Source organism: Stenotrophomonas sp. GD03794 (genome assembly GCF_029842145.1).
Taxonomy (GTDB): domain Bacteria; phylum Pseudomonadota; class Gammaproteobacteria; order Xanthomonadales; family Xanthomonadaceae; genus Stenotrophomonas; species Stenotrophomonas riyadhensis.
Map to the genome: position 1 here is coordinate 1 of NZ_JAOCFV010000014.1, position 17,797 is coordinate 17,797.

Annotated in this window: 9 protein-coding genes and 1 pseudogene; 6 read left to right on the plus strand and 4 right to left on the minus strand. The window is 58.1% G+C overall.

All coding sequences use genetic code 11. The features are described from left to right. Positions 1–184 (plus strand): annotated as a pseudogene (locus tag N5D91_RS09810) (hypothetical protein); the annotation flags it as partial. A 74-nt stretch (positions 185–258) separates the two neighbouring features. Here the strand turns inward: N5D91_RS09810 and N5D91_RS09815 are convergent. Together N5D91_RS09815 and N5D91_RS09820 are read right to left on the minus strand one after the other, a co-directional pair. Then, positions 259–1,056, minus strand: coding sequence for a siderophore-interacting protein (locus N5D91_RS09815; protein ID WP_164161733.1), 798 nt, complete (start codon positions 1,054–1,056; stop codon positions 259–261). A 59-nt stretch (positions 1,057–1,115) separates the two neighbouring features. After that, complete coding sequence (locus tag N5D91_RS09820; protein WP_153856160.1) at positions 1,116–1,676, minus strand: PadR family transcriptional regulator; 561 nt, start codon at positions 1,674–1,676, stop codon at positions 1,116–1,118. A 569-nt stretch (positions 1,677–2,245) separates the two neighbouring features. Between N5D91_RS09820 and aceE the strand changes: the two genes are divergently transcribed. The 5 genes from aceE to N5D91_RS09845 all read left to right on the plus strand — a co-directional run bounded on the left by aceE (position 2,246) and on the right by N5D91_RS09845 (position 15,956). Then, positions 2,246–4,933: a pyruvate dehydrogenase (acetyl-transferring), homodimeric type gene (aceE, locus tag N5D91_RS09825; protein WP_180854881.1), complete on the plus strand. Its 2,688-nt coding sequence runs from the start codon at positions 2,246–2,248 to the stop codon at positions 4,931–4,933. Between the two features lie 836 nt (positions 4,934–5,769). Next, a complete protein-coding gene (locus N5D91_RS09830; protein ID WP_219635123.1) occupies positions 5,770–7,065 on the plus strand; it encodes a DNA cytosine methyltransferase in 1,296 nt (431 codons plus the stop codon). A gap of 47 nt (positions 7,066–7,112) precedes the next feature. Next, entirely contained in the window at positions 7,113–9,086 is a 1,974-nt protein-coding gene (locus N5D91_RS09835; RefSeq protein WP_180854879.1) for a hypothetical protein, read from the plus strand. Further along, on the plus strand, positions 9,083–10,531 hold the full coding sequence (locus N5D91_RS09840) for a hypothetical protein (RefSeq protein ID WP_180854878.1): 1,449 nt from the start codon (positions 9,083–9,085) through the stop codon (positions 10,529–10,531). Before N5D91_RS09835 ends, N5D91_RS09840 begins: the two co-directional genes overlap by 4 nt. Before the next feature lies 1 nt (position 10,532). Next, on the plus strand, positions 10,533–15,956 hold the full coding sequence (locus N5D91_RS09845) for an FtsK/SpoIIIE domain-containing protein (protein WP_180854877.1): 5,424 nt from the start codon (positions 10,533–10,535) through the stop codon (positions 15,954–15,956). A 17-nt stretch (positions 15,957–15,973) separates the two neighbouring features. On the opposite strand, the gene N5D91_RS09850 is transcribed toward N5D91_RS09845, so the two are convergent. Further along, positions 15,974–16,405 carry a very short patch repair endonuclease gene (locus tag N5D91_RS09850; RefSeq protein ID WP_180854876.1) on the minus strand — a complete coding sequence of 144 codons (432 nt, stop codon included), beginning with the start codon at positions 16,403–16,405 and terminating at the stop codon, positions 15,974–15,976. A gap of 865 nt (positions 16,406–17,270) precedes the next feature. Next, entirely contained in the window at positions 17,271–17,777 is a 507-nt protein-coding gene (locus tag N5D91_RS09855) for a hypothetical protein (RefSeq protein ID WP_180854875.1), read from the minus strand. Between the last annotated feature and the right edge of the window lie 20 nt (positions 17,778–17,797).

The window sequence follows — 17,797 nt, forward strand, 5'->3', positions numbered from 1 at the left end:
AAGAAGGTGCATGAGCGGCGGCGGAGCCCCTGTAGAGTCGAGCCATGCTCGACTCATCGCGCGCAGCGCGATGCGTGCGGGTTTCGGGCTGCTGCCGCTGTCGATCTTCGCGCTGCAGGTGGCATCCAGCGCGGTAGTGCCGGCCGCTGGCCGGCAGTTGCAGGTTCCTGCCGAAGGTTCATGAGGTTGCCGGCCAGCGGCCGGCACTACCCATCGGAGGGCGTGCGGACCAACGGTCCGCACCCACCGGCTGCCCGGTCAATCGCCGTCGGTTTCGTCCGGGTGGGCCTTCCAGTAGCCGGTCGAACGGATCCAGTCGCGCGGCACGCCCAGGTGGCCTTCGATGAACTTGCGCATCATCCGGGCGCGGCGCGATTCGGTGGCGATCCAGTAGAAGACATCGCCGTCCGGTGCTTCGAAGTCGGTCAGCATGTCTTCCAGCAGCGTGCTGCTGGCCGCGGGGAAGCCGTTGCGTTCCAGCCAGTGGATGCGCACGTTCTCGTACTGCGGCAGGTCCTGGCGTTCGGCTTCATCGCTCACTTCGATGAAGGCCTGCACCTCGGCATCCTCCGGCAGCACGTCCAGCCAGCGGGCGATGGCCGGCAGCGCGGTTTCATCGCCAATCAGCACATAGGCGTCGTAGCTGTCGGCCACCACGAACGAGCCGCGCGGGCCGCCGATCACCAGCGTGTCGCCAGCCTTGGCCTGCTCGGCCCACGGCCCGGCAATGCCCTGGTCGTGCAGCACGAAGTCGATGGCCAGCTCGCCGGTTTCGTGGTCCCACCAGCGCGGCGTGTAGTCGCGGGCCGGTGAGGGCTCCTTGCCGGCCGGATAGCTGCGGCCTTCGGCAGTGACCACCGGCAGCACCATCTCGCCGCTGGCGTTGGGGAAGAACAGCTTGATGTGGTCGTCGGCACCGGGCGAATCGAATCCGGCCAGATCGTCGCCACCCAGCACCACGCGGCGCATGTGTGGGGTGACCTCTTCGGTGCGCAGCACGGTCAGTTCACGGAAGCGCACATCCAGGCGCAGGCGCGTGTTGTTGTGTTCGGTCATGGGGTTACCTGCAAAGGTGTCGCGCGGGGGCGCGCGGCGTAGGGGCGACCTGGCTGGAGTCAGTCTGGCTGGGTCGTTGAAAAGGGATGGCTCTCGCTACCGGCCGTACCGTTGAGCAGCGCGGACGCCCGCGTCAGCAGCGCCGCTACTTCTTCCGCCTCGCCCTCGGCCCAGCGGCCGTGGTGATGCACCAGCGCCCGCTTGAACTCGCGCAGGGCACCGGCCAGCGGCGGCGGCAGCGAGGCCTTGGTGATCTCGCGGGCGCGGTCGAAGGCACGCCGCTGCGCCAGGCGCACCTGGGTGCGCTGCACCTTCAGCTCGAACTCGCCGGCGGTGGTGATGCGGAAGATCCGCTTGCCGTCCACTTCCTCGGCCTCGATCCAGCCGGCCTGCTCGAAGCTGGCCAGCAGCGGGTACATGGTGCCGGCGCTGGGCGTGTAAGCCTGCATGAACTGGTTGCTGATCAGCTGCATCAGCTCGTAGCCATGGCGCGGCTGTTCGCCGATCAGGGCCAGCACCAGCAGGCGCAGGTCGCCGCGGCTGAGCACGCGTGGCTGGCCGTTGCGGCGCGGCACCGTCGAATCGGTGGAACGGGTTCTGGGAGAGGCGGTGCGGCTCATTTCGATATATCGGTAAACGAGTGTGCAAACGATATATCGATATATCGAAGACGACAATCATCGATCCGGCCACAAGCAGGTCAGTTTTGGGCCACGGCCGGGCACGCGCACAGCAAAAGGGGCGCCCCTTGTGAGGCGCCCCGGGCGAAGCTGTGGAAGGGAGCGAGGCAGGGCCAGACGGCGGACCGAGGCGGGCGAGGCCAACACTCGAGGCCTACCCTGAGGGCAGGGCGGGGGCCGATCCAGAGGCGGGTGCGACACGTTGTCACCGGTTCAGCGCCAGCGCCGGGGCGCTCGCGAGCAGGCCTGCCACGCTGCCCCACAACCGTCATCGGCAGCAGTAACACTGCGTCCTGCACATGGGCGCAGCGGTCCGGAAGCGACACCCCGCGCAGCCGCCAAGCCCCGCCAGTGCGCCCTCGCACGGTCTGGCAAGCCCCTTGCGGACACTGGCTGGTTGCATCCATACGCCAGCGTAGCCAAGTGACGAAAGCCCTTGGTGCGCTACACTTTGCGGTCTAGAAATCTATACAACAGTCGCGCGCGTGCGTGCGGTTATGGGAGCGCTAATGAACTGGTTGAACGAGGTGCTGAACAACGACCCGAATCCTGTGGAAACCCAGGAGTGGATCGAGTCGTTGAAGGCCGTTATTGATGTCGAGGGCTCCGAGCGCGCGCATCAGCTGCTGGAAGGCATGGTGGAACTGACCCGTCGTTCGGGCGCCTACCTGCCGTTCTCTCCCACCACCGAGTACGTCAACACCATCGAGCCGCAGTTCGAGGCCAAGAGCCCGGGCAATGCCGAGCTGGAATGGCGCATCCGTTCGATCATCCGCTGGAACGCGATGGCCACCGTGGTGCGCGCCAACCGCAAGCCGGGTGACCTGGGCGGCCACATCGCCTCGTTCGCCTCCGGCGCCACCCTGTACGACGTGGGCTTCAACCACTTCTGGCGCGCCCCGAGCGAAAACCACCCGGGCGACCTGCTGTTCATCCAGGGCCACAGCGCCCCGGGCATCTACGCGCGTTCCTTCCTGGAAGGCCGCATCAGCGAAGAGCAGCTGGACAAGTTCCGCATGGAAGTGGACGGCGGTGGCCTGTCCTCGTACCCGCACCCGTGGCTGATGCCGGAGTACTGGCAGACCCCGACCGTGTCGATGGGCCTGGGCCCGCTGGCCGCCATCTACCAGGCGCAGTTCATGCGCTACCTGGAAAACCGTGGCCTGATCGAGAAGTCCGACCGCAAGGTGTGGTGCTTCATCGGCGACGGCGAGAGCGACGAACCGGAAACCCTGGGTGCCATCGCCCTGGCCGGCCGTGAAGGCCTGGACAACCTGATCTTCGTGGTGAACTGCAACCTGCAGCGCCTGGACGGCCCGGTGCGCGGCAACGGCAAGATCATCCAGGAACTGGAAGGCGTGTTCCGTGGCGGCGGCTGGAACGTGATCAAGCTGCTGTGGGGCGGTTACTGGGATGCCCTGCTGGCCAAGGACAGCGACGGCGTCCTGAAGAAGCTGATGATGGAAACCGTCGACGGCGAATACCAGAACTGCAAGGCCTTCGGCGGCGCGTATACCCGCGAGCATTTCTTCGGCAAGTACCCGGAAACCGCTGCGATGGTGGCCGGCCTGAGCGACGACGACATCTGGCGCCTGAACCGTGGTGGCCACGACCCGCACAAGGTGTACGCCGCCTACCACCAGGCCGTGAACACCAAGGGCATGCCGACCGTCATCCTGGCCAAGACCGTGAAGGGTTACGGCATGGGCAGCGCCGGTGAGGCACTGAACCCGACCCACCAGACCAAAAAGCTGGACGACGAAGCGGTGCGCCACTTCCGCGACCGCTTCAACATTCCGGTGACCGACGCGCAGCTGGCCGATGGCCAGGTGCCGTTCTACCACCCGGGCCCGGATTCGCCGGAAGTGCAGTACCTGCAGGAACGCCGTGCTGCGCTGGGCGGTTACCTGCCGCAGCGCCGCCGCAAGGCCGACAAGACCTTCGTGGCGCCGAAGCTGGAAGCCTACGATCGCCTGCTGAAGAGCAGCGGCGAGCGCAGCTACTCCACCACCATGGCCTTCGTGCAGAGCCTGAACATCACCCTGCGTGACAAGGAACTGGGCCCGCACATCGTGCCGATCGTGGCCGACGAAGCCCGTACCTTCGGTATGGAAGGCCTGTTCCGCCAGATCGGCATCTACGCGCCGTTCGGCCAGAAGTACAAGCCGGTGGACGCGGACCAGCTGATGTTCTACCGCGAAGACCAGAGCGGCCAGGTGCTGCAGCAGGGCATCAGCGAGCCGGGTGCGATCAGTTCGTGGATGGCGGCTGGTACCAGCTACTCGGTCAGCAACGTGCCGATGCTGCCGTTCTACATCTACTACTCGATGTTCGGCTTCCAGCGCGTGGGCGACATCGCCTGGCAGGCAGCTGACATGCGTACCCGCGGCTTCCTGCTGGGTGGCACCGCCGGCCGCACCACGCTGAACGGTGAAGGCCTGCAGCACGAAGATGGCTTCAGCCATCTGGTGGCCGGTGGCATCCCGAACGTGCGCAGCTACGACCCGACCTTCGGCTTCGAAGTGACGGTGGTTCTGCAGCACGGCACCAAGCGCATGATGGAAGACCAGGTGGACGAGTATTACTACGTCACCCTGATGAACGAGAACTACACCCACCCGGAAATGCCGGAAGGCGCGGCCGAAGGCATCGTCAAGGGCATGTACCTGCTGACCGACGCCGGCAAGCCGAAGAAGGGCGAGCTGCGCGTGCAGCTGCTGGGTTCGGGCACCATCCTGCGCGAAGCGATTGCCGCGGCCGAGCTGCTGGACAAGGACTTCGGCGTGACCGCCGACATCTGGAGCTGCCCGAGCTTCAACGAACTGCGTCGCGATGGTTTCGACGTGGAGCGTGCCAACCGCCTGCATCCGGAAGGTGAGCAGCGCAAGGCCTACGTGACCGAGCTGCTGGAAGGCCGCCAGGGCCCGGCGATTGCCGCTACCGACTATGTGCGTGCGTATGCGGACCAGATCCGTGCGTTCGTGCCGATGAGCTACACGGTGCTGGGTACGGATGGTTTCGGTCGTTCGGACACGCGTGCGAACCTGCGCCGGTTCTTTGAGGTTGACCGGTACTACATCGCGCATGCCGCAATTGCGGCGCTGGCTAAGGATGGGAAGATGACTGGGAAGGACGTGGCCCGGGCGATCAAGCAGTACAAGATTGATCCGGAGAAGGCTAACCCTGTTGGGGTTTGATACGGTCAATTAGTTGATTAATTGATGACGATCTGCAGCAAGGGCGGCCACTGGTCGCCCTTGCTGTTTTTGGTGCGGGAACCTAGTGAAAGGATGTCTGCCAACCTTGTGACGTCTAAGCGTCTAGAAATGCATTGGAGCGGGCGCCCAAGAGTCACTTCGCGCAGATCAACTGATCCGGCCAGGCCACCTGTTCTTGCTAGGGGTGTCTCCGCTGATCATGAAGAAGGTCTCCCTCTGCGAACAACTCCCCGCCGGGCAATCTAGGTGACGGCACTTTCTCTGAAGCCACCGGCGAGATCAATGGGCTGATTGCCTTGCAGCCTTAACGACAAAACGTGAGTGCGGTTGTAGTTCAGTCATCACGACCCCATCCGCACGGGCAACGGTCGACGTCTGGTGCCAAGCAGAGGCCTTTGACCGAACTGATGTTGATGACGAGCAGGACTCGTACAAGCTCACCAGCAGCACCTTCTCTAGACGGCGAGGTGTAATTTGGAATGACAGGCTCACGGGGCACTCGTGAATTTCATATCTGGCCAGAACTGGGCCAAGGGTATACGCTGGCCAACGTACTGATGGCGTCAGCGCCATTCCAACGGGCTAGCCCGGCCTCAACTGTCCTGTCAAAATACGCCAGACTGTGACTGATGCGGCCTCCTTCCGGAAGGCGCCGGCGCAGGCGGCCCCAGGGTTATGGTCAGGGAGCGCTGCTACGTGAGTCATCCTTTCGATTGGGGTGTCGTATCGCCAGCTCGCTATGCATGGACCGAGACCGTGGGCGAGTGAATTATGTTGCGGCGAGCTCCATCTCGACGCGGCGATTGGGGAAGATCTTGCAGAAGAACTTTTTGAGTGTTGTTGACCTGTTCGCAGGCTGTGGCGGCTTCGGACTTGGTCTTGAAGAGGCGGGATTCACGCCAATCTTCGTCAACGAGCTTAATGACGATGCCCGCAGCACCTACCTCGTAAATAGGCGAGATCGCTACGCTCATTTTCGAGAAGGAATGGATGAATCGCGTTGGCTAAATCCATTTAGCTCTTCTGATGCGCGAAAAATGACGAGGAAGTCCTACCTCGATGATCTGGAGTCCAGATTCGAGTCGACTTTCGGAATAAAACACGGGGAGATCGACCTTATCGTCGGCGGGCCTCCTTGTCAGGGTTTCTCAGGAATCGGCCATCGTCGTTCCTACTCCGTAGACAAGCATGACATCCCATCCAATCATCTTTTCAAGGACATGGCGAGCATCATTCGCCACCTTCAGCCCAAGGCGTTCGTCTTTGAGAACGTGAGGGGCTTGCTTACTGCGCGTTGGACTCCCGAAGGGGAGCCTGGCGAAATTTGGTGGGCGGTCAAGCGTGCATTCGCACGCATTGGCAACTATAGAATTGCTTCCCAATTGCTACATGCAAAGGATTATGGGGTTGCGCAGAATCGGCCGCGAGTAATGCTCGTTGGAATCCGCGACGACATTGCGGGCGCGGCTACTCGCGTCGACTGTATCGATGAAATAGACGACACCGCCATCGGTCTTGGTTTTTTGCCTCGGCCGATCGGTGGAGCCCCAGATCTGATGGATCTTCTTGGCGATTTAATAGATCCAGAGTATACAAATGGCGGGCAGACCGCTGTCTATCCGAAAGGGCCTTCGGCTGATATCCAGTATCTACTCAGGAAAAAACTTTCTGGTGAGGTGGCTGAATTAGGCGCGCCTCTGACGGATCATGAATATAGTAAGCATAGTGACCACGTGAAGGCGAAGTTTCAGGCAATGATCAATGGTGACCACTACGTAGGGACGAAGAAATTTGCCCAACGTCTGCTGCCTCCAATTTGGGGCGCTAAAGGGCCAATGATCACAGCGACCTCCCTACCCGATGACTACGTTCACTTCAAACAAGCGCGAACGCTGACTGTACGAGAATGGGCGCGACTTCAGGGTTTCCCCGACTGGTACCAGTTCCGTGGGAAGCGGACCACGGGCGGGATTCGACGCGCAGGAAATCCTCAAGAAGGAATTCACTTCAGAGAACTGCCGAAATACACCCAAATTGGCAATGCGGTACCGGTGCCGCTCGCTCGGGAAATCGGAAAGAACTTGGCGGGAATCCTTCTTGCGAAGCGGTAGCCCAAAGCGAACGTGAATTTCCATGGATTAAGGAGCAGGGGGGGGTTATGGATACATCATCAGATCGTAAGTTTGAATGCGTGCGCGCTACAGCCATCAGCGATGGATTGGAACGTCTGCAGGGGAGAGCATTTGGCGGCGAAGACGTCGCTGCCAAGCCCGAGAAGCCGGATGATAAATGGTGGCCTCGAGCGGCACTTCTTCCGGGAGTTCAAGCCGCAATTGATCGCTTTAGTACAAATCCATCGCCGGAAGTGGCGATGGAGGTGGTCTTCCTTATGGGAGGTGCTGGAAACGGAAAATCATTCGCAGCAAGAGAGCTGGGTGAGCGCCTTGGGCTTCGCAACGAAAATCCAGACGCGCTGGCGCAGCGAACCTACACTGCGACCGTTGATGGCGCCAAGTACTATCTGCTGAATGATGCGACCATCGCGCCCAGGGGCGATTACGAGAATCAAGAGATTGCTTTGGCAACCGATCTGCTCGACTGGTTCGAGCAATCCTCCAAAATGCTGGTGCGCAGCTTCTGTTGCGTCAATCGAGGCATCGTGGCCGACGAGATTCGTGGGCTGCAAGAGGTTCAGGGTGCTGAGCCTTCGCTTTCATTCTCGATCCTTCGATGGCTAGCGAATCCTGAAGATCTGAGGTTCGATCAGATCGGTGCGACTGAGCTGAGGGCCCAGCAGCACGACGTTCAGAGTGCTACACGAGAGTTGGAATTTGTACTTGCGGGTCGTCGCGTAAGGTTGCTTTCCCTTGCCGTGGATTCTTACTCGCTCTTCGAGCTGGATGGCAGTGCTGGACACTCCCGTGGCCAGGCACTGTTCGCAGAGCTACTCGCCAGATTTGATGGTGTGGAAGGAGAACGACCGGACTTGTGCCCGATTCGCTCCAATATCATCCAGTGGCAATCTCAAACGGGTCAGAGCTCTTGGCAGCAGCTGATGTCATCTGCAGAGATCGCGTCAGGTCGGTTGTATAGCTATCGAGACGTATGGGGTGCTGCAGCTATGTCGCTGTTAGGTCCAAGGGTAAATCTTGGATCAAAAAACCAAGAAATTCTGGAGTATTTGGATTCGCTAATAGGCGTTGCGACCAACTGCCCCGATGCTCGAGGCCGGCTTGCCGCAGTTATTTCGCTCTCAAAGCATCGCGCACACTGCGCAGTCTTCCGTTCTCCAGTTCCACAGATAGAGCTTGACGGCACCGAGTTTCCACCTGCGACTCCGATCCACGCCGGGCTGGCATTGGTTGATCCTGCTGTATGGAGAAGCGCTGACTCGAAAAGCGTGGAAGCAGCTATGCAGTGCATAGCAATGGGCGAGCTTCCTAGCAGAGAGCTCTTGAAGATACCCGATGTTCCTAATGTCTGGTCTAAGTTTGACGAATACCTGGAAAGGACTCTGCTCGAATACGTAGATAGTCCGAAGTGTAATGACATCGAACGTCGCAGACTGATTTCTTGGTACGGCGCATACGTCGCGCGACTGGTAGGTGTGGCGCGAGGTGCCTATGGAAACGTCAATGTAATAGAAGAGTGGCGGAGATGCCATCGATCCTGCATCTCTGGATCCGCGAGGCTCCCAATCGAGCTCGAGCAGTCGATCAGCGCGCTTATATTTCCTCCGCATCCTGACGGTCCCGCCAGTAGCATGCTGTTGCCCGCCTTCTCCGTTAGGGCGGAGCCTGTATCTTCTGTTAAGGAACAAGTGCAGCCAAAGCTCGTTGAGATCGTTTCCGTCGCGAGTGTAAGCCTTCAGGTCCGAAGGCAGGGAAGCAGGTTGGTTATCGAATGTTACATCGCAGGTAATCCAGCGCCGATTGGCCAGCTTGTGCTTGACTTCGCACTGATTCGAGAGGCGCAGGCGTTTAACCAGGGACTCTGTGGCCAGACCGAATCCACGACTTACATTGAGCCACGCATCGAAAGATGCAGGTCTTCAAGCATGGCTGCAATTGATCGAACGCAGCGAAGACTTGCGGTTGTGGCCAATGGAACCTACAAGGAAGTTGAGAGATGAGTAATTATTTCCCTGAGCTAAGGCGACCGCAGTATCCATCGAGCCCGGAAATTCTTCTCTCGGCTTTGGCATGGTCGGTAATACCTAGGCCAGCCAGTGCTCCCCGCAATACGGGGCTGATATACGTTAGAAAGGACAGCAACAACTTAACACGGCCATCAGCATCCAAGTTCAATACTCACCCTACCAGGCCTGTAGGTGAGGATCTGACAAAGTTTTCAGAAATCCTAAAGAAGAAGGGATTCGTCATTCACGACGGGACACTTCCTGAATTCGTCGTTGAGGCTGTTACGGATTCATTGATGGGTGCGCGTGCTGAAAAGGGGGTCGGATACGCATCGTCTGCTATCGGCCTGTGTGGCGCATTGCTTCAGGATCCTGCGGGAGGTCTAGGTGCACCAAATCCCCCTAACTTTGCCAGTCTTCTAAATACGATGTACACGCTTGGAGGGGGTGAGGGATCTGCATCCGAGCTTTGGTTCAAAGTTGCAACTCACTATGCGGCCGATCCTACACTGAGTCGCATAGAGGCTGCGCTGGCAAAAACGACTCTGAGCGAATTCCTGCCTGCAGACTGGCCGCCGACTACAGTGCAGCTACACGAGGGAGCCCAATCGACGGCCCTGCCTTCCTGGTGGCATGAGGACGTGATTGCGAAACAGATTGGAACGCCATTCTCCTGGTTCCGCGACAGCTGGGACAGACTGTGCTCTGAAAGTTGGTACACAGCATTGACGCCAAGGAAGTGGGCGGCGTGGGCGGTTTGTGTGCTGCGCAATGCGCTGGGGTTCTCCTTCCTGTGGGAGGCAAATTTCTTTGCGGAACTGGTTCGCGGCGTTAGAGATGGTACGCGCGAACCCTCTGCTGTCGCGCGAAGTGCGCTTGTACCAACGCGGCCGCTGATTGCGTACCAAAAAGGGAGCATTGCTCAAATGGATGTCATGCCTGGGATAAAACAGGCATTGATTCAAGGGTCGGCATATCGCAAAGCCCTTGGCGAGGTGCTAGAAGGAGAAGGCGACCCCTGCAGAAATCTTGTTGACGTAATTAACCTGCTGAGGCACGACCACTCTGCGGCGCTCAGGGAAAAACTGGAGGTCGGAGACGTATCTGGCACGACTAACCTCGTTGAGACAGTGCGCTATTCGCTAATCGAACGTAGTGCGTCCGATGTTCCAGATCATCATGCGCTATTGAGAAGGATCAGTAGGAACTACACTCATGTATCGCCAGGGCCGGAGTGGATTGTTGTCATGGCAGCAGTTTCCACCTCCTCTCCCACGCAAGAGCTACGCCTTGGTGACGTACAGAGGCAACTTGATTCGCTGGGGCTGAAACCGCGAATTGACTTCCTTCTTGCCGAGCTGGAGCGCGCAGGGCTCTGCGTCAGTGCTTCAGATGGCGACGAGGGGATACAGATTAATTTGGGTATTGGGGGGAACTAGCATGCCATTGATAGGCAAGGCAATTGCGCTCATCGCTGAAGGTATGGGTGGCCAGCTTATGCTGGAGCTGCCGGATGACCTGCCGCCAAGTTTCGTGCGGGAAATTGTTGACGGGGCAAACGAGCGGATTGTTCAAGAAATCAAATTCGCGATGTTCGTTCATGAGGCGCGGGATGACGTCAAGGAAATCATGCCTCGCGTGGATTTCCGCGAGCTTGCGATGTTCCGTCAAGGGCGGCATCTCGCAGTGACATATGCGAGCAAGAATCGAGGGATGTCCACCTATAGCAGCGTCTACCCCCTACTTCTTAGCAGTGGTTTCCCCTCCATCCAGTCTGGCGAGGCAGGAGCTGGAGTAGCAACACTTGAAGACTTCTCAGCTGCTCTGGCGGTTGTCCTCATCGAGGAGTGTAGTTCCCTCGAAATCTCACATGAGCAACTTGCTTCAGTCACCCGGGGGATTGTGAAATTTCTCGCGGATGCTTACGAGCTCTCCGTCGGTGGGCAGGCAAGCGTTTCCCGCGACTGGTGGCTGCACGTTAAGCAGTGGGCCGAGAATGTTGTGGCATTCGCAGGGGGGCGTGGCTCCAGGACGGGAGCGTTCTTGTACGGCGCCGCGGGCTTGCCGAATCCTGCCTCCTCCGATGGCCTTGCTATCGCGCCCAAAGACTACGTTCGGAAGCTCGAAAGCGATTGGATCGATGCGGATGGCATTCGTGTAGAGCTCGGTCGCCTCGGGATGCTGGGTGACGAGGCTTCTGGCGCGAAGACGCTGGAGAAAATCGATTGGGCAAACGTTGTTGAGAGCTCAGAGTACGACAGCGGCTCGGCGGTGGCGCGAGTCGCTGCATCTGCAACTGCTGATCAGGAGCTCAAGACAGAGGGCTGGGCGGCGATCGACGAAGCGACGTTCAAGTCGTCTAGTAGAAATGACCGCATGCAGATGGAGATGCGGCGAAATGGAAAAACGCTACCTTCTCCGTTCCCGAATGCCGTACCAGTACTAATCGCGACAGCCGGAGACCAGTTTGAACCGGGTTCGCGCTCTTCTACGTACCTCAATATCGAGATCGTCGTTCCGCTCTCTGACGGTGCTGAAGTGCCTTCTGCCGTGCTCGATGGTGTTGAGCTTCCACAAGTAAGAGTGCAAGGCGTCGGAACTTATCGAGGCTCTTCATTCACGCTTAAGTCTGCTGTCAAGGTCGCAGGGAGCATGCACCTGCTGGGCGACCTCACCATCAAGACTGGAAAAGCGAAGCAGAGCGACCCTGCTATATTGCTGGAGGCTCCTGATTACCTCCGAAAGGTGGAGCCTCTGAAGTTTGTGCAGATTCGCTCATCTGAGTGTGCGCTTTGGCTGAAGGAAGAGTCATCAAAACGTCAGGCGCCACGCTTCTGCGTTGTCGACGCTCATGGGGCAATGGAGGCGACCCTTCTTGTCAACAAACCATCTCGCTATGAATTTGCTCTTGCATGGGGACATGAGCTCCCGTTCGATCAGTCCACTTGGCAACTGGGCGACGAGCATCTTGAGTGCTCGTCATGGTCAAGTGCGGATGGTGCATTCGCTATTGGCACTGAAGACCTCACGTCGACTGTTGAACTCAAGCCCAAGCCTGACCCTGGTTGCAACCTGAAAATTTTGCTCGACGTTGCATCTACGGCGGCAAGGCCTCTCTCTCCTTTCGTAGCCGCAGCTACTGGTGCACGCCCTGCGACAGATAGGCTGCTCGAGCCTTCGGTGCTTGGCAAGCTCGAGGCAGAGTTCAATTGCATCATCAGAGAACTAGCTGAAGGGCACGCACTGGGCGCAATTCAAGCAAGTAGTTCCAAAGTTGCTGAGCAATTCGAGACTATCTGTCCCGGCACAAAGGCTGCTACGAGCCTGGCTGGTCGCTTGGACATATATCCTGCTCAACCTAGTGCTGCTCTGCTCGAGCTGCCTGAGTACAAAAGGCTGCGTGAATCGTACGCAGAGCTTGGATTGGTAGAGCTCTCGCTCGATACAGAGGGCAGGGAGAAGTCTGGCGAGCTGACAGTGTCTCGACTTCCGCTCGACTCGCTGGATCGAGAGCGGATCGGGGCCGTGTTGTCGGCTTATAGGGAAGTGCTTTCAGTCTCGGCCAATCTCCAGCCTTCAGATCGATTCTGGGCCAGGAATCCTTTCTCGGTCGCGGTGTACCCTGTTGGTAGTGGTGTACAGCAAGTTTGTGCAGTCCTGCTGAGTCCCTTGCATCCCATTCGTCTTGCATGGAGCTGGGAGGTTCAGGTCGGCCTTCGCGAGGCGTATGACGATTCAGCAAGCCCTTCTGCCTCACTGTCACTACTAGATGGCACCAACTTCCCTGCACTGGTCAGCAACCTCGATGCATTCCAGGAAGAGGAGGCCTTCTTGCCGGTGCCTGTGGATGCTCGGCCTTCCGATCTGTATATAGGATGGCATGTGAGCGTTCCGGTTTCTTCGGGATCGCCAGCTATTCCTGACTGGCTTCAGGGAGAGCGATTCCCAGCAGAGGGGCTTTCATCCCTGACTCCCTCGTCAATTTCTACTGCTGTAGATGACTTCTTGCGGGTTTCGCCAGAAGTTCAGACGCTTAGAATCGCAGTAACTAGCAATGTGCCCACTCGACGATCCAACGTGATGGATGAGGGGCTCCTTAGCAAGCTCAGGGAATTGGCAGAGTCAAGCGCAGAGCTCGAGGGTGTCTCCAGCGTAAACATCAAGGATTCAGTCAATCGACATGGGGACATCCCGCCGCTTGGACGGCTTGGGGAGGCTTTGCTGTCGGCACGTCCTGGATTCAATCTCACCTGGCACACCGCACCAGATGGTGATGTCGCTGAGAACCATGTCACCTTTGTGGAGGGAGGCGCAGCAAGAGCCGGATTCTCCCTTATAGGGAAGTCGCTTGGATGGTTGCCTGATCTGCCGCTTCGAAGGACGCCGGTTCGAAAAAGTGCCGTTAATCACTCAGTTCTCGACTACAGTTTGAACAGCGAGGCATCGCGAGAGAGTGGACTCGCCAAGGCTTTGCTTGCGTATGAACAGAGCGATAGCGGCAAAGCATGGGCCGTGAAGATAATGCCCAATTTTTCTGGCGCGACAGCGAACCCCAACTGGCTAGTCGCCGGAGACTTTGGTGTGGATCCGCAGTCCCTGGCTGGAGCTGTAGCCAGCCATGTCGGCGGTAGCTACGTACTTTGGGATTGGCGCCCGGCTACGACTGTTTCTGCCGGAAGAGGCGGGGCTATGCGGGTGCAGCCGTACTTTGTCCTCGCGAGCGTCCCCGGTGCTCTCAGTGGTGCTATTCGCGATCGGTTGAGCCGTCTCAACTCAGTTGCGTCTGAGGATGAGATACGGCAGCGTGCGAAGCTACTTGTTACGACACTGGCAAAGCGCGCCATTGGCCTAAACACTCTACTTTCTGTTGGTCACCATCAGGCAACTGGCGCGATTGGATTTTTCTTTGCGCTCAGTTCTCTACAGCGTTGGGTGGATGAAGCCCCAGCAGGAGAATTGCGCCTGGTACTTCCGGTCGATGCTGTGGATCCTTTCCTTAGGGATACCGTCGGCTATCCAAAGGGGGACAATCGACGTCGAGCTGACCTCATCGCGATATCGGCTCAGAGTACGAACAGCGGCCTGTGCCGCGTGAACCTGATTCCAATCGAAATCAAGCATTACGGTCTAGTCAAGACTGAGCGCGAAGTAGGGTTCCCAAAGGCGGGCGAGGAGCGTCTTCGCGAGCATGCCGAACAGCTCAAGATGTATAAGATGCAACTTGCGGAACTTTGCGCCGGCGTGACGTCAGCAGTTGGAAGCAAGGCGTCCATGCTTAGGCAGCGACTACTTGCAGTGCTCGATGCCGGGTTGCAGCTGAACAACACCCAGAGCGCCGATGCTGTCGAAGTCCTTCGGTCTGTAGCAGAGGGAAGGGCTCAGTTCGCCACTGGTACCGGCATTCTCATTTGGTATCAAGCATTCGCCAAAACTGAGGATGGAGAGACTGCTACTTGGGACGAATTTGGTGGCGACTATGGCGATGAGTCAGATCGACGGATTGAAATCCGCATAAATCCTGCAGAATATGACTCTAGCTACTGGGGGGCTTCCGCTGTGGGGCGCTGTCACGATGTTGTTCTTCAAGCGCTTTCGGCGGCGAACGAAGACCAGGTTCGTGAGGCTGATGAGCTTGACGGCCAGCCAGTGGCCTCGCCCGAACCGGCTAAAGGGGGCGAGGTTGAACTCGATGTGAAAATCGCCGATGTCGATAGTCGTCCCCCCAATGGCGAGTCTCCCGATGGCGTAGCTGAGGTCGCTGCAACGGTGTCGACTGCTTCTACCAATTGTGCTGAAACGAGGCTAAGCAGTAAGGTGCTAGAGCATAAGTACGACCAGCTTATCTCGGCTCTTTCGGAATTTCATGTAAAGGTGAACCGACCTAAAGATGGAGTGCCCTACAAAGAGGGGCCCGCATTCGTAGAATATTCTGTCGTGCCGGCCTATGGCGTTTCCGTAAATCGCGTTGAGGCCCAGATCCAAAATCTGAAGCTGAGGATGGGGCTCGCCGCGGATATGCAATTGGGCTGCTCGACCCATATGGGAAACATTGTTATATCCGTCCCGAAGGATGACTCCGAGCGTTACTTTGTAGATGCGGAGGAAATGTGGCAGCGCTGGAAGCGCCCGCGCAAAGGTTTCGTAGTTCCGGTGGGGGAGGATTCCTCTGGTGAAATTGCCGAGATCGACTTTTCTAGCTCAAATTCACCTCACCTGTTGATTGCTGGCGTGACAGGTAGTGGTAAGTCAGAAGCACTTCTTACCATCCTTCATGGTGCTGCGAAATTCTATTCATCTGAAGAGCTCAAGCTGAAGCTCATTGATCCTAAGGGGACGGAACTCAACACCCTCGAGGGGCTGCCGCATACCGATGGCCCGATTGGCAGCATGGCTGAGGATGCCGTGGAGCTCCTTGCTAGTGCTGTTGATGAAATGGAAGATAGGTACCGGTTGTTCAAATCCATGCCTGGCCACGTGAGGAGTATCTCTGAGTACCAAGCGTCTGGCGGAGAAATGGCGCGCTGGATCTTGGTGCTTGATGAGTATGCTGATCTGACAAGCGATGATGACGAGCGGAAGAAGATTGAGCAGAGCTTGCGAAGAATCTCCCAGAAGGCCCGTGCCGCAGGTATTCATGTCATCGTGTCGACACAGAAGCCTGTCGTGTCCGTTGTTAATACCGTGGTCAAGGGTAATCTGCCGGGAAAGATCGCACTTCGGGTAAATACTGCCACTGAAAGCCGAGTGGTTCTCGACGAGGGCGGGGCCGAGCAATTGGCCGGTAAGGGTGATGCGATTATAAAAACTGGTAATGGACGGATGAGAGTTCAGTTTGCCCGTTACGATGTTGCCGGGGAGTCGTAGGGCGTCGCGCCCATAGTTCACTGGCTTTGCCGGGTGGCACGAATTAGCCGTGCCACCCGAGTAATGGTTCTCTTGCGCATCTCCGCAGTTCGCAACTCGCACTCCCATACTTTTATAACTCGCCAATTTAAGCTTCGGAGCTCTCTCGTAACCCTTGCGTCTCGGATTTGATTGGATCGAAATTTTTCACGCCAAAAAGTTGTGTTCGAAGCTGGGATTCGCCCCTTTTGGCAGCGGTGCGCATGCCAGAAACACCCATGAACGAAGATTACGGTCCGGAATTTAGGTAGCACAATGTCAGGCCTTCCCGGCAGATGGCGCACATGCAACCGAAATCTGAATCCAAGCGCGTGTAATTCTCGGCGAACGATTAGCTCTGGCTTGGTGTTGGTCGAGCCAATTTGTGACATGCGCTCACTTCGAGCTTCCTTTGTAAGGATGTCTCCCATCTTCCGCTGCTCCAGAAATTTGCTTAAACGTCCGTCGTGAGTGTAGAACGGATGTGGAGGAGGAAATGCTGGCGATTGGTGATCAGGACGTGTAGGTGGTTATTCTCCTGATGCATAATTCAAGCGCTGGCCGATACTAGTTGTGGGTCCAGCGCTTGGCGCTCCGTAACTGCTGATCGCCAGGGATCGTTTGATTAGGTAGATTCGCCCACCAAGACGGAATCGAGCCAACGATCGATTAAAGTAGCGACGACTTCATCCAAAAATTCCAGCTGGTAATCAATGAGGTCATCTGCAAACTGAACCTGCGGTTGAGCCACTTGCTCGACTTCGGCCTGATTGATCCAATCCCCCGGATGCAGAACTGTTCCTGTAACTCGACTCGGTACCTGACGCCAGATAGAGGACCTGTCCGGCTGGTAGGTGGGGCCTGCCACTCGATCTGGCTGAGGTCGAAGCTTGTTCGGAGCTTCAGGCCGTAATGTAGCTTGATCCATTCTGGGCCGAAACCGCGTGGGATGTCGTGCTGATCATGCGCGATACAGACAGATTTGGGATCGTCAGCATCAGCATCAAGGTGACGCGGGCCAGGGTACTCCTGCCGAGTGGAGCCGACGTTGTGCCGTTGCATCGTTTCGCGAGTGGTCGTTTCCAATCGCCAGCAGTCGTCCAGAAGCACCCACGCGTAGCTCATCTCTACGGCTAGGCAATTCGCGGCATCCACCGTGGAATGCTGGCACATCGCTACGCGATCGCCACTTGACCGCACAGGCTTCCCGCTCTCCATCAGTGAATCGTCTGGCATGTACTTCCAAGGGTCACAATTGATCAACGTACTCACGCGTCTATCCCCATCCCGCACCACCTACCAGTCCGGCGTCACCTCCCGCACATCGTCAGGCACCCACGAGCGATCCACTGCACAGGCATCAGCCCCCAGCGCGGCGTCAGCGTCGCAAGCCCCGCCAAATCCTGCGCCAGACAATCCGCAGCCCCCGCACCATCCACCTACTGCAGGCTCTATCGAGACCTGCCGGTATCCATCTTCCACCGACTGCATAGGATGATCCCCCTGCGGCGGGGTATCGAAGTCCTTCCAGAACACTGCCAGCATCATCCCGCCACCGGCAAACGGGTCGATTTGGTTGTAGTAGAGGTTGCCCGGGAGCATGAAACGGTGCGGGCCCGGATTGGTCTCCACCGGCCGCGTCGTGTGGGTGCGGTCGCCCATCGTGCGGGGACTGGTGGCGCCCTTGAGCGTGGCGGCGGTGCTGTCATCCAAGCCCGTGGATGGCGGCCTTGCGCGGCCGCTGACAGCCAGTACGGTCACTAGCGCGGCGCAGGCCAACCGGCGTGCCAGTGCGCTGGTCATGGCGAAACTCCTTGCGCGTG